Below are 14,129 nucleotides of genomic sequence, written 5' to 3'. Positions count from 1 at the left end.
AATCCATCCCACAAAAACCAGGAGTACTTAGACTGTGAAGAGCGCTGTCGAGAACCTCACCCCTACACGGGTCAAGCTCAATGTTGAGGTCCCTTTTGAGGAATTGAAGCCCAGCATCGAAGAGGCATACAAGACTGTCGCTTCGCAGATCCAGGTCCCCGGTTTCCGTAAGGGCAAGGTTCCTTCCAAGCTGATCGATCAGCGCGTCGGCCGCGGCTACGTGCTGGAGACTGCCATCAACGAAGGCCTCAACGGCTGGTACCAGGCTGCTGTTCAGGAGTCGGGAATCCGTCCCCTGAGCCGTCCCGAGGTTGAAATCACCGAGGTGCCGGACCCGTCCTCCACCGACGGCGAACTGAAGTTCCACGCCGAGGTTGACGTTCGTCCCGAGGTTGAACTTCCTGACTACGCCGGCATCAAGGTTGAGGTCGCTGCCGCTGCTTCTTCGGACGCCGATGTCGACAAGGCCCTTGATGAGCTTCGCGGCCGCTTCGGTACCCTGAAGCCCGTTGACCGCCCGGCCGCTGATGGTGACTTCCTCACCATCGACATCACAGCCACCATTGATGGCGCTGAAGTCGATTCGGCTTCCGGCCTTTCCTACCAGGTGGGAACCGGCACCATGCTCGAAGGCCTCGACGAGGCCGTCACCGGCCTGAGTGCCGATGAGGACGCCATTTTCGAAACCACCCTCGTTGGCGGTGACCACGCCGGTGAATCCGCGCAGGTCAAGGTAGTAGTCAAGTCCGTGAAGGAGCGCGAGCTCCCTGAGGCCGACGACGACTTCGCCCAGCTTGCATCGGAGTTCGACACTCTTGCAGAACTGCGTGAGGACCTTGCCAAGCAGGCAGCTGAGTCCAAGGTTGTGGAGCAGGGCGTAGAGGCCCGCGACAAGGTCCTTGACAAGCTGGTCGAGCTGGTTGAGGTTCCCGTTCCGGACTCCGTAGTGGAAGAGCAGCTCGAAGCCCACTTCAAGGCTGAGAACTCCCACGGTGAAGGCGATCACGACACCGAAGAGCACCGCGCCGAAGTAAAGGCCAACACGGAGCGGGCGTTCCAGAACGAGATCATTCTTGACGCCATTGCGGACAAAGAAGAGGTCGGGGTCAGCCAGAACGAGCTCATCGACTACATCGTGACCACTGCCAGCCAGTACGGCATGGACCCGAACCAGTTCGCGCAGATCATCGATCAGAGCGGCCAGGTGCCCATGATGGTTTCCGAGGTCCGCCGTCGCAAGGCTCTCGCTGTTGTGCTGGGCCAGGCGGAGGTAACCGACACCGACGGCAAGGCTGTTGACCTGAGTGACTTCGTGCGCCCCGGTACCGAAGAGGCACCTGTCGCCGAAGGCGAAGAGACCGATGCCCCGGCAACCGAGGTCGCTGCCAGCGACGACCCGGCAGCCGTAAAGTTCTAAGCTATGTTGCAAGGCAGCCCCTGGATTCCTGATCCGGGGGCTGCCGCATTTAACCACCGTTTTGACGCACGGAACCAACTGCGTGAGTACGATGCGCCGTCAGCGAACAGCGCGATTCCTGAGAACAAAACGGCCGCGAAAACGGTTAGTGTCCAAGTAGTGAAGTTCAGTGATGTCGTTCAGTGACGTCACCGTCACCAGCGAGAGGTAAGCACATATGTCACAGCAATCAGCGGCTCCGAGAATGGCCACTGTCGATCCGGCCGCCCAGGACAACTACATCTACAACCGACTGCTGAAAGAGCGCATCATCTGGCTCGGCTCCGAGGTCCGTGACGAGAACGCCAACGCGATCTGCTCCCAGCTGCTGCTCCTCTCGGCAGAGGATCCCGATAAGGACATCTACCTCTACATCAACTCTCCCGGCGGCTCCGTCACCGCCGGCATGGCTATCTACGACACCATGCAGTTCATCCCGAATGATGTTGTCACCGTGGCTACAGGCCTCGCGGCTTCCATGGGCCAGTTCCTGCTGTCCTCGGGCACCAAGGGCAAGCGCTACGCCACACCGAATGCCCGCATCCTGATGCACCAGCCTTCAGGCGGCATCGGCGGCACGGCCTCGGACATCAAGATCCAGGCGGAACTCATTCTGCACATGAAGAAAGTCATGGCCGAACTCACGGCAGAGCAGACCGGCCAGACCGTCGACACCATCCTCAAGGACAACGACCGCGACAAGTGGTTCACCGCCGTAGAGGCCCTGGAATACGGCTTCTTCGACAGAATCTCCGCCCACGCCGGATCCGTTGCCGGTGGCGGCGGAACCGCGCAGAACTAACCGGTACAGACAGAACTGAATTCAGGAGCAATGGACATGACTTACAACTTCGGATCGTCTGCCGGTAATTTGCCTACCAGCCGCTACGTACTGCCGCAGTTCGAAGAGCGCACCCCCTATGGCTTCAAACGGCAGGATCCTTACACCAAACTGTTCGAGGACCGTATTATCTTCCTCGGCGTCCAGGTTGACGACGCTTCGGCCGACGACGTCATGGCACAGTTGCTCGTACTCGAGTCCACCGACCCGGACCGCGACATCACGCTGTACATCAACTCGCCGGGCGGCTCCTTCACGGCCATGACAGCCATCTATGACACCATGCAGTACATCCGTCCCGAGATCCAGACCGTGTGCTTGGGGCAGGCTGCCAGCGCCGCAGCAGTGCTCCTCGCCGCAGGAACCCCGGGCAAGCGCCTCGCTCTGCCGAACGCCAGGGTCCTCATCCACCAGCCCGCCCTCTCCGGCGGACAGGGCGGCCAGGCTTCGGACCTCGAAATCCAGGCCGCGGAGGTCATGCGCATGCGCTCCTGGCTTGAGGATACCCTCGCCCACCACTCGGGCCGGACGTCCGAGCAGGTCAACAATGACATCGAGCGCGACAAGATCCTCACCGCAGAGGAGGCCATGAATTACGGCCTCATCGACCAGGTTCTTGACTCACGCAAGATCAAGCCGCAGGCTATCACGCGGTAGCAATTCCGCCCGACGCCGGTACGGTTCAGATTTTTTTGGACCGTATCGGCGTCCGGTTTCCACCCTTCAGGCCCAATGTGACCTAGAGTGGATGTTGTCACTGCGGGGCTTGTCTCAGGCACGTCGGTGATTCCAACAACCGGTGCAAAGCTGCTTTCGCGGCAAGATACTAAGGGGTTTCCATATGGCTCGGATTGGCGAGAGCACCGATTTGCTGAAGTGTTCTTTCTGCGGAAAGAGCCAGAAGCAGGTGCGCAAGCTCATTGCCGGGCCGGGTGTCTATATCTGCGACGAATGTATCGAGCTTTGCAACGAGATCATTGAGGAAGAACTTGCGGAAGTAGCTGATCTTGGCAGCTTCGAGCTTCCCAAGCCCCGCGAGATCTTCGACTTCCTGCAGGAATACGTCATCGGCCAGGAGCCGGCCAAGCGATCGCTGGCAGTGGCTGTCTACAACCACTACAAGCGCATCCAGGCCGGGCACGCACCCAAGAGCGGCAGCCTTGCGGAAGGCGTCCACCATGACGACGTCGAGATTTCAAAGTCCAACATCCTGCTGATCGGTCCCACCGGCTGCGGAAAAACCTACCTTGCCCAGACCCTTGCACGCCGGCTTAATGTTCCGTTCGCCGTCGCCGATGCAACGGCGCTGACCGAGGCCGGCTACGTTGGCGAGGACGTCGAGAACATCCTGCTGAAGCTGATCCAGGCAGCGGACTATGACGTCAAGAAGGCCGAGCAGGGCATTATCTACATTGACGAGATCGATAAGATCTCGCGGAAGAGCGAGAACCCGTCCATCACCCGTGACGTCTCCGGTGAAGGCGTGCAGCAGGCGCTCCTGAAGATCCTGGAAGGAACTGTCGCGTCAGTTCCGCCGCAGGGCGGACGCAAGCACCCGCACCAGGAGTTCATCCAGATAGACACGACGAACGTTCTGTTCATCGTCGCCGGCGCGTTCGCTGGCCTGGAGGAAATCATCGGTTCCCGCTCCGGGCGCAAGGGCATAGGATTTGGTGCCCCGCTGAACGAGGTCAAGAACAAGGTCGACTCCTACGGCGAAGTCATGCCTGAGGACCTGTTGAAGTTCGGGCTTATCCCGGAGTTCATTGGCAGGCTCCCCGTTATCACCACCGTCTCCCACCTGGACCGTTCGGCGCTGATCCAGATCCTCTCCACCCCCAAGAACGCCCTCATCAAGCAGTACCAGAAGATGTTCCAGCTGGACGGCGTGGAGCTCGTGTTCGATGACGAGGCCCTGAACATCATCGCCGATCAGGCTTTGGAGCGGGGCACCGGAGCCCGCGGCCTGCGTGCCATCCTGGAGGAAGTCCTGCTTCCCGTGATGTTCGATCTGCCCAGCCGTGATGACATCGCCAGCGTTGTCATCACGGCCGACGTTGTCTCCAAGAAGGCCCAACCCACCATGATCGCCCATGACGTGGTGGCGAAACGGCGGAATAAATCCGCCTAGGCCTTCGCTGTGCTGAGCGTGCGCCTGTATCGTGCCATGCCCTGACGCCTTTTCGAGGAGATTCACTGTGCCTGAAACCACTGCCAGTAAAGCCGACTTCTGGTTCGACCCCGTCTGCCCCTTCGCCTGGATCACGTCCCGGTGGATCGGTGAGGTGGAGGAAGTCCGCGACATCGCCACGGAATGGCACGTCATGAGCCTGGCCGTCCTGAACGAGGGCCGCGATCTTGACGCCGGCTACCGCGAACTGATGGACAAGGCATGGGGTCCGGTCCGCGTCATCATTGCCGCCAGCGAGCAGCATGGGGCTCAGGTTATCAAGCCGTTGTATGACGCGATGGGCACCTTGATCCACGACGGCGGCGAGAAGGACTACGGGCTCGTGATCGCGAAAGCACTGGCAGAATGCGGCCTGCCGTCGGATCTTGCCAAGGCGGCCGCTTCGGATGACCTCGATTCGCAATTGCGTGCAAGCCACGAAGCCGGAATCTCCCTCGTGGGCCAGGACGTCGGAACCCCGGTTGTTGCCTTCAACGGCACCGCCTTCTTCGGCCCGGTCCTGACTCGGATACCGCGGGGTGAGGAAGCAGGCCGGCTGTGGGATGCAACGGTAACTCTTGCAGGGTTCCCGCATTTCTTCGAGCTCAAGCGGAGCCGGACGGAACGCCCGGAGTTCAACTGAAGCTGTCGCAAGGGCACCGGAAAACTACCATGTTGTAGTTCTCCCGGTGCCCTTGCGCATCACTGACCGCGGGACAACAATAGGTCTTACCCACTTCGAAAGAAGTGGGACGCAAGAACCAAAGATTCAGTGACATGCATCTGACGCAGCCTTCGGCAAAGTCAGAAGCAGACTACCAGTGACGGGGTAGGAAGACCTGAAAATCTGAGGATCTTGCCAGACTGTCAAAGACGTCACCAGACAGCCGAAAAGTCGAAGCCCCACCAACGGCAAAACGCTGATGGGGCTTCCCCTTTGCCCAAAAATAGCTCCTGACGCTCCTAGGCCTTCTGCACCTCTTCAGCGGGAGCCAACTCCACGGCAGTCACAGTCAATTCGCCGTTCGAGGCTTCGAGGGTCAGTTCGCGGGCATTCGAGGCAGCTTTTAAGTCGCCAAGGCCAGCCCGCAGCTGCGCTGTCAGGGCCTCGGACGCAGTGATCGTTGCGGAAAGAACCTCGGTGCGCTGTTTGACTTTGGCCTCGGACTTCGCCTTGCGGATTCCGCTCAGTGCGGTGCCCACGGTTGCGAGCATGGTGGTGTCGCCGTCGGAAACCTCCAAGGCTGACGGCCAGGCTGCACGGTGAACTGAACCTGAGCGCCACCAGCTCCACACTTCCTCGGTTGCGAAGGGCAGGAAGGGGGCGAACAGGCGCAGCAGCGTGTCCAGGGTGGTAGCGAGGGCAGCAAGAACTGATGCCTGTTCCGTAGGCCCGGACGCACCGTAGGCCCGGTCCTTAATGAGCTCCACGTAATCGTCCGTGAACTGCCAGAAGAAGCTCTCGGTAATCTGCAGCGCACGCGCGTAGTCGTAGTTCTCGAAAGCCTTGGTGGCCTGCTGCACCACGTCCGAAAGCTGCGCGAGCACTGCCCGGTCCAAGGGGTTGGTCAGGGCTCCCGACGCGGGTGCTTTTTCCGGGTTGGGCAGACCAACCCCGGGATTGGTCAGCACCGACAGGTCGCCGGAAACCACGGAGTTCTCGGTGGCGCCAAGGTTGAGGACGAACTTGGAGGCGTTCAGCAGCTTGATGGCCAGCCTGCGGCCGATCTTCATCTGCGCGATCTCGTAGGCCGTATCCGCTCCCAGCTTCGCTGACGTAGCCCAGTACCTGACGGCATCGGAGCCGAACTCTTCCAGGATGTCGGTGGGAACCACCACGTTGCCCTTGGACTTGGACATCTTCTTCCGCTCCGGGTCCAGGATCCAGCCGGAGATTGCAGCGTGCTTCCAGGGTGCGGTGTTCTGCAGGGCATCGGCGCGGACGGCGGAGGAAAAGAGCCAGGTCCGAATGATGTCGTGGCCCTGGGGGCGGAGATCGAACGGGAAGACCTTGGCGAAGAGTTCCTCGTCACGGCTCCAGCCGCCCACGATCTGCGGCGTCAGGCAGGAAGTCGCCCAGGTGTCCAGGATATCTGCGTCTCCGGTAAAGCCGCCCGGAACGTCGCGCTGGGCTTCTTCATAGCCGGGTGCCGCATCGGCTGCCGGGTCCACCGGCAGCTGCTCGTCCGCCGGAAGGATCGGCGCGTCATACTGCGGGTTGCCGTCAGCATCCAGCGGGTACCAGACAGGAATGGGCACGCCGAAGAAGCGCTGACGGGAAACCAGCCAGTCTCCGTTCAGCCCGGAGATCCAGTTCTCGTAACGTGAACGCATGAATGAGGGGTGGAATTCGATCTCATGCCCGCGGGCTATGAGGCGTTCGCGGCGGTCCTCGTCGCGTCCGCCGTTGCGGATGTACCACTGGCGGGAGGTGACCACTTCGAGGGGCTTGTCGCCCTTTTCGTAGAAGTTGACCGGGTGCATGATCTTCTTGGGCTCGCCGTCGAGCAGGTCAGCCTCGGAAAGGAGTTTCACTACCGATTCCTTCGCGCTGAACACCGTCTTGCCGGAGATGGCTTCAAATGCTTCACGGCCCGCGTCTGTGGTGATCCATTCCGGCGTCTCGCCGATGATCCGGCCGTCCCGGCCAACAATGGCGCGGGTGGGCAGCTGGAGCTCCCGCCACCAGGTAACGTCGGTGAGATCACCAAAGGTGCAGACCATGGCAATGCCTGAACCCTTGTCCGCTTTGGCGAGATGATGGGCCTTCACCTCCACCTCCACTCCGAACAGGGGCGAGGTGACCTTCTTGCCGAACAGCGACTGGTAGCGCTCGTCGTCGGGGTTTGCCACCAATGCGGCACACGCGGCCAGAAGTTCCGGGCGGGTGGTCTCGATGTAGATCTTTTCGCCGTCTTCAGTGAAGAACGGGTAGCGGTAGTACGCGCCGGCCACCTCGCGGTCCTCCAGCTCAGCCTGCGCCACAGCAGTGCGGAAAGTCACGTCCCACAGCGTGGGGGCCTCGGCCATGTAGGCGTCACCGGCGGTCAGGTTGGCCAGGAAAGCTCGCTGGGAGACGGCGCGGGAGTTGTCGTCAATCGTCCGGTAGGTGAGGTTCCAGTCGACGGACAGCCCCAGGGTCTGGAAGAGGTTCTCGAAGACTTTCTCGTCCTCAACCGCCAGCTCCTCGCATAGCTCAATGAAGTTCCGGCGCGAGACGACGTCGAAATCGCGCTGGTTCTTGGCTGGCACCGCCGGCGGCTGGTAATCGGCGTTATAGGGAACGGCAGGATCGCAGCGCACGCCGTAGAAGTTCTGCACGCGGCGTTCCGTGGGCAGGCCGTTGTCGTCCCAGCCCATGGGGTAGAAGACGTTCTTGCCGGACATCCGCTGATAGCGTGCCAGCGCGTCTGTCTGCGTATACGAGAACATGTGGCCCACGTGAAGGGATCCTGATGCCGTCGGCGGGGGAGTGTCTATGGAATAGACCTGTTCACGCGTCGTCTGCGGATCGAACTTGTACGTACCTTCGTTCAGCCAGCGCTGCGTGAGGGCAGCTTCCAGCCCTTCCAGCGCGGGCTTGTCGGGAACGTTAATAGGGGCAGTGGTGGGCGTGTCTGTACCCTGATTTGCTTGAGCCATGGAGCAATTGTTTCATGGTCTCTTCCATGGCCCGCACGGGAGCTGGTCACACTCGAATCGCGGAGCGCGCAATCCCGCTAGGGTGGTGCCATGACTGAGGAGACACCGAACAAGACGGCAGTGGTTACCGGGGCAAGCACAGGGATCGGCGAGGCTACCGTCCGTGCGCTCCGAAAGCAGGGCTGGAACGTTTTCGCGGTAGCCCGCCGGGAGGAAAGGCTGGCCTCACTGGCGGCCGAGACTGGTGCGGTCGCTATCGCGGCGGATATTACCCAGGACGCCGACGTCGCACGGTTGCTGGCTGTGGTCACCGAGGCCGGAGGCGCTGACACGCTGGTCAATATTGCCGGCGGTGCCCGCGGCACCGACAAGGTCGGGGAGGCAAAGACTGAAGAGTGGACCTGGATGTTCGAGGTGAATGTCCTGGGAACCATGAAACTTACACGCGCCTTCCTGCCGATGCTCCGGGCCAACGGCAAAGGCACAGTGCTGAACCTCACATCCACCGCCGGGCTGGTCGCCTATGAGGGCGGTGCGGGCTATAACGCAGCGAAGTTCGGGCAGCACGCCCTGACCGGGGCACTCAGGCTGGAAGAGGCAGAGCACAACATCCGCGTCATCGAAATTGCGCCTGGGATGGTCCAGACCGAGGAATTTTCCCTCAACCGCCTCGGTGGAGACCGCACCGCCGCCGAAAATGTCTACCAGGGCGTCGAGAACCCGTTGACAGCCGAAGACGTGGCCGACGTCGTCCGCTATGCAGTCACGGCCCCCCACCATGTGAATCTGGATCAGATTGTGATCCGGCCGGTAGCGCAGGCTGCCAATCACAAAGTCATCCGGAAGAGCCCCTGATCCTCGTCAGCCGACCGCCGGGACCCGGAGGGTAGCGCTTTGCACGTGTCCGCTTTGCACGTGTCATAGGCACGAGCCCAAGGATGATTGCCTCGTCACCACCTCCCTCGCCGGGAGGAATTCCGGTTAGCAGGGCCCCGGCGGGAACAGTTAGACTTGCTGCAACAGCTTTGACCCGGCAATCACCGGCGAGCTTCCGGAAGAACGCCTTCACCGAACGTCATGTGCGGAGAAGGTCAGTAGAGCCGGACGGGTAAGCCCGTTACAGCAGTAATGAGCGGCCGACGCCGGCCAGCTCCTCCACGGGGGAGCCAGACGGTGGAGGTAAGTGAGGTGGTACCGCGGTGCCGGGCTACGTTGGAAAGTATCGCAGGACAGCGAGACTGGACAATCTGCCAGGAGCCGTCCTCGCATCCTGAATGAATCCACTTATTCACCAGCTCAACCCAGGATGTCGAAATGACCCATTACCCCAAGGCCTCGGCCGCACCCGCCGGTGCAGCTTCCCCTACCTCAGGTGTCTCAGCCTCCGTGAAGTTCCCGGAAATTGAAGAGCGGATCCTGAAGTACTGGGACCAGGACGGGACATTCCAGGCGAGCATCGACCAGCGCCCTTCGGATCTGCCGGGCGGTGCCCCAGGCAGCAACGAGTTCGTTTTTTACGACGGCCCGCCCTTCGCCAACGGACTGCCTCACTACGGCCACCTGCTGACAGGCTATGCCAAGGACCTGGTGGGCCGTTACCAGACCCAGCGCGGGAAGCGCGTCGAACGCCGTTTCGGCTGGGACACCCACGGGCTTCCTGCCGAGCTCGAAGCCATGAAGCAACTGGGTATGACGGACAAGACCCAGATCGAAGCCATGGGCATCGATAAATTCAACGACGCCTGCCGGGCCTCGGTAATGAAGTACGCCGATGAGTGGAAGAACTACGTCACCCGCCAGGCCCGCTGGGTGGACTTTGAAAACGACTACAAGACGCTCAACGTCGAATACATGGAGTCTGTGCTCTGGGCTTTCAAACAGCTCCACGAAAAAGGCCTCACCTATAACGGTTACAGGGTGCTGCCCTATTGCTGGAAGGACGAGACACCGCTCTCCAACCACGAACTGCGTATGGACGACGACGTCTACAAGAACCGCCAGGACCAGACCGTCACCGTGACGTTCCCCATCAAGGCCGGAGCATCGGAACTGTCCCGGCGCCTCGAAGGGGTGCAGGCGCTCGCCTGGACCACCACCCCCTGGACGCTGCCCACCAACCTGGCCCTCGCCGTCGGGCCGTCCATCACGTATGCCGTGCTTCCGGCCGGTCCCAACGGGATCAAGGCCGCCTCCCCGGAAGCTCCCGTTACGGGAAGTTTCCTTCTCGCTGCCGATCTTCTGGGCATGTACGCAAAAGACCTCGGATACGGCGACGGCACGGCGGGTGTTGAAGCTGCCGAGGCCGCGGTGACGGCAACTGTCACGGGCGCTGAGCTTGACGGCGTTGAGTACCAGCCGCTCTGGAACGACTTCAGCGACGCCGAAAAATTCGGCACGGAGAATGCCTGGCGGTTCCTGGTGGCCGATTACGTCACCACCACCGACGGCACCGGTATCGTCCACCAGGCCCCGGCCTACGGTGAAGATGACCAGAAGGTCTGTGAAGAGGCCGGCATTCCAGTGGTCCTGTCCGTGGATGAGGGCGCCAAATTCCTGCCGCTGTTCTCCCACGGAGACCTTCACGACATTGTCGGGCTACAGGTGTTCGACGCCAACAAGCCCATCACGCAGGTGCTCCGGGCACAGGGCCGCCTGGTCCGCCAGGCCAGCTATGAGCACAGCTACCCGCACTGCTGGCGCTGCCGCAACCCCCTGATCTACCGCGCCGTGTCCTCCTGGTACGTGGAAGTCACCAAATTCAAAGACCGGATGTCAGAGCTCAACCAGGAAATCAACTGGATCCCTGGCAACGTCAAGGACGGGCAGTTCGGCAAGTGGCTGGAAAACGCCCGCGACTGGTCCATCAGCCGGAACCGCTACTGGGGCAGCCCCATCCCGGTGTGGCAGTCGACTGACCCCGAGTACCCGCGCACCGACGTCTACGGCTCCCTAGCTGAAATCGAGGCCGATTTCGGCCGGCTGCCGCTGAACAAGGACGGCCAGGTTGACCTGCACCGGCCCTTCATCGACGAGCTGACCAGGCCCAACCCGGACGATCCCCGGACCCCGGAAGAGGGCCAGTCGGTCATGCGCCGTGTCGAGGACGTCCTGGACGTCTGGTTCGACTCCGGTTCCATGCCCTACGGCCAGGTCCACTACCCGTTCCAGAACGAGGAATGGTTCGATACCCACAACCCCGCAGATTTCATCGTGGAGTACATCGGGCAGACACGCGGCTGGTTCTACATGCTGCACATCCTGTCCACGGCACTGTTTGACCGCCCGGCTTTCCGGAACGTCATCAGCCACGGCATCGTGCTGGGCTCTGACGGGCAGAAGATGTCCAAGAGCCTGCGAAACTACCCCGACGTGTCCGAGGTTCTGGACCGCGACGGCTCTGACGCGATGCGCTGGTTCCTGATGTCCAGCCCCATCCTGCGCGGTGGCAACCTTGTAGTCACTGAACAGGGAATCCGCGACGGCGTCCGCCAGGTCATCCTGCCGCTCTGGAACGTTTACAGCTTCTTCACGCTGTACACGAATGCCTCCGCTGGTGGCGACGGCTACGAAGCCAGGCTCCGCTACGACGGCTACTCCGAGACCCTGGACCAGTACCTGATGGCTAACACCGGTGACCTGGTGCGGAATATGACCACGCAGCTGGACAGCTACGACATCTCCGGTGCCTGCGATGAACTGCGCAGTTACCTGGATATGCTCACCAACTGGTACGTCCGCCGCAGCCGCCAGCGGTTCTTCGACGAGAACGTTGATGCCTTCGACGCGCTCTACACCGCGCTTGAGGCTGTCTGCCGCGTCTCAGCATCCTTGCTGCCGCTCGTGTCCGAGGAGATCTGGCGCGGACTGACAGGCGGACGCTCCGTGCATCTGGCCGACTGGCCGGACGCAGCGCTGTTCCCGCCAAACGCGGGCCTCGTCGAGGCCATGAACCGCGTGCAGCAGATCTGCTCCACGGGCTCGTCCCTGCGCAAGGCAGCGAACCTGCGTGTCCGCCTGCCGCTGCAGGAACTCACTGTGGTGGCACCCGGCGCAGACGCGCTGGAAGGTTTCGCCGCCGTCGTCGCCGATGAACTGAACCTGCGCTCAGTGCGGTTGCTAGACGCCGCCAGCGCCTCCCCGGAGGAGTTCGGCATCGAGCAGAAGCTCGTGGTCAACGCCCGGGCGGCGGGTCCGCGTCTTGGGAAAAGCGTCCAGCAGGCCATCAAGGGCTCAAAGTCCGGAGACTGGTCGGTAGATGAAGCCGGGGTCGTTACTGCTGGTGGGCTGGAACTTGAGCCGCAGGAGTACCAGCTGGAGACTGTCGTGGCGGAATCCGCAGCAGGCACCGGTTCCCGGGCAGCCGGGGTTCTGCCAGGAGGCGGATTCGTGGTCCTCAACACCGAGGTCACGCCCGAACTCGAGGCCGAGGGACTGGCTCGCGACATGGTCCGCGCCATCCAGCAGGCACGCAAGGATGCCGGACTGAATGTCAGTGACCGTATCCGGACCACTGTCACAGCCGCACAGGGCGTAGTTGACTCCCTGCTGGCCAATGCGGTTCTGGTCAAGACCGAGACGCTGACTGTTGATCTCGTCGCCACTCCCGCTGACTCAGCAGAACCGCAAATTTCCGTCGAAAAAATAGGGGCCTGAGCAATGACCGACGAATTTTCCGTGGAGAGTGTCTACGCCGAGCTGTTGGGCCGTGCCCCCGAAAACAAAATGGAGCCGCGGCTTGCCCCCTTGTTCCGCGCGATGGAAATCCTGGGGGAGCCGAACAAGGCTTTCCCGATCATCCATATCACCGGTACCAACGGTAAGACGTCCACCGCCCGCATGATCGAAGCCGGCCTGCGCGCGCATGGCCTCAGCACCGGGCGTTACACCAGTCCGCACCTTTCCAAGGTGACGGAGCGGATCAGCATTGACGGCTCGCCGGTACCGGATGACACCTTCGTGCGGATCTGGGATGAGATCAGGCCCTACCTGGAGATAGTGGACAAAGAACTCGTTGCCGAAGGGCAGCCCCGGCTGACCTACTTCGAATGCCTCACCATCCTCGGGTTCGCCGTTTTTGCCGACCAGCCGGTCAACGTTGCGGTCATGGAAGTCGGCTTGGGCGGCATCACCGACGCGACGAACGTGGGCGACGGTCAGGTCGCCGTCATCACACCGATCTCGCTGGACCACACCGACCTTCTCGGTGACACCACCGAGGACATCGCCTACGAGAAAGCGGGCATCATCAAGCCCGGCGGATTCCTGATCAGCGCAGCCCAGCCAGTGGACGCCGCACAGGTGCTGCTGGAAAAGGCGAAGGAAGTCCAGGTTCCCTTCCGGTTCGAGGGCGTTGAGTTCGGTGTAGCGTCACGGACCGTTGCTGTCGGCGGCCAGGTTGTCACCATCCAGGGACTCGCAGGGCGTTACGAGGACCTGCTGTTGCCGCTGCACGGCGCGCATCAGGCAGAGAATGCCGCAGTGGCAGTGGCAGCGCTCGAAGCATTCCTCGGCGGAGGGGAGAAAGAGCTCGACGCCGAGATCCTCCAGGAGGCCTTCGCCTCCGTGACCTCGCCCGGCCGTCTGGAAGTGGTGCGGACTGCGCCCACCATCATCGTGGATGCCGCCCATAATCCCGAAGGGATCCGGGTCTCGGCCGAAGCCATCCATGAAGCCTTCACCCTGACCAAGCTCGTGGTGGTGGTCGGAGTGCTCAAGGAGAAAGATGCGGAGGAGATTCTCCGCCAGCTCAAAGAGTCGCTGGGAGACCTCGCCGCTGAATATTGCTTTACGCAATCCAACTCGCCCCGCGCCGTCCCGGCAGAAGACCTCGAAGAGCTGGCCCGGGACCTGGGATTCGGCGAGGACAACGTCCACGTCACCGCCCAGTTGGACGACGCCCTCGAATGGGCCGTGGAGCGCGCCGAGTCTAATGACGACCTCTCCGGCGGGGTCCTGGTGACCGGCTCCATCACCCTCGTTGCAGAAGCCCGCATCCTGCTGGGGAAGACGGAGGTATAAGC

9 protein-coding genes are annotated in these 14,129 nt (G+C 61.8%); 8 read left to right on the top strand and 1 reads right to left on the bottom strand.

All coding sequences use genetic code 11. From position 1 onward, the window contains the following. Positions 1 to 34 precede the first annotated feature (34 nt). The 5 genes from tig (at position 35) to M1D88_RS12325 (ending at position 5,110) form a co-directional block, all read left to right on the top strand. Positions 35 to 1,417: a trigger factor gene (gene tig, locus M1D88_RS12345; protein ID WP_458111139.1), complete on the top strand. Its 1,383-nt coding sequence runs from the start codon at positions 35 to 37 to the stop codon at positions 1,415 to 1,417. 244 nt (positions 1,418 to 1,661) lie between these two features. Next, entirely contained in the window at positions 1,662 to 2,258 is a 597-nt protein-coding gene (locus M1D88_RS12340; RefSeq protein ID WP_309105495.1) for an ATP-dependent Clp protease proteolytic subunit, read from the top strand. A gap of 36 nt (positions 2,259 to 2,294) precedes the next feature. Next, positions 2,295 to 2,954, top strand: coding sequence for an ATP-dependent Clp protease proteolytic subunit (locus M1D88_RS12335; protein ID WP_066291976.1), 660 nt, complete (start codon positions 2,295 to 2,297; stop codon positions 2,952 to 2,954). Between the two features lie 184 nt (positions 2,955 to 3,138). Continuing rightward, a complete protein-coding gene (gene clpX / locus M1D88_RS12330) occupies positions 3,139 to 4,428 on the top strand; it encodes an ATP-dependent Clp protease ATP-binding subunit ClpX (RefSeq protein WP_458111138.1) in 1,290 nt (429 codons plus the stop codon). 67 nt (positions 4,429 to 4,495) lie between these two features. Continuing rightward, complete coding sequence (locus tag M1D88_RS12325; RefSeq protein ID WP_458111137.1) at positions 4,496 to 5,110, top strand: mycothiol-dependent nitroreductase Rv2466c family protein; 615 nt, start codon at positions 4,496 to 4,498, stop codon at positions 5,108 to 5,110. Positions 5,111 to 5,430: 320 nt separating this feature from the next. Here the strand turns inward: M1D88_RS12325 and valS are convergent, their stop codons facing one another. Continuing rightward, positions 5,431 to 8,109, bottom strand: coding sequence for a valine--tRNA ligase (valS, locus tag M1D88_RS12320; RefSeq protein WP_458111136.1), 2,679 nt, complete (start codon positions 8,107 to 8,109; stop codon positions 5,431 to 5,433). Positions 8,110 to 8,199: 90 nt separating this feature from the next. Here valS and M1D88_RS12315 point away from each other — a divergent pair, with 90 nt between their 5' ends. The 3 genes from M1D88_RS12315 to M1D88_RS12305 all read left to right on the top strand — a co-directional run bounded on the left by M1D88_RS12315 (position 8,200) and on the right by M1D88_RS12305 (position 14,127). Further along, the gene (locus M1D88_RS12315) at positions 8,200 to 8,964 is read left to right on the top strand and encodes an SDR family oxidoreductase (protein WP_458111135.1); all 765 of its coding nucleotides are present in this window, start codon (positions 8,200 to 8,202) and stop codon (positions 8,962 to 8,964) included. Positions 8,965 to 9,423: 459 nt separating this feature from the next. After that, positions 9,424 to 12,762: an isoleucine--tRNA ligase gene (gene ileS, locus M1D88_RS12310; protein WP_458111134.1), complete on the top strand. Its 3,339-nt coding sequence runs from the start codon at positions 9,424 to 9,426 to the stop codon at positions 12,760 to 12,762. Between the two features lie 3 nt (positions 12,763 to 12,765). Continuing rightward, positions 12,766 to 14,127, top strand: coding sequence for a bifunctional folylpolyglutamate synthase/dihydrofolate synthase (locus M1D88_RS12305; RefSeq protein WP_458111133.1), 1,362 nt, complete (start codon positions 12,766 to 12,768; stop codon positions 14,125 to 14,127). Positions 14,128 to 14,129: the final 2 nt, after the last annotated feature.

It is taken from the genome of Arthrobacter sp. R1-13 (assembly GCF_054161475.1).
This window is presented reverse-complemented; position numbering and strand designations above follow the sequence as displayed.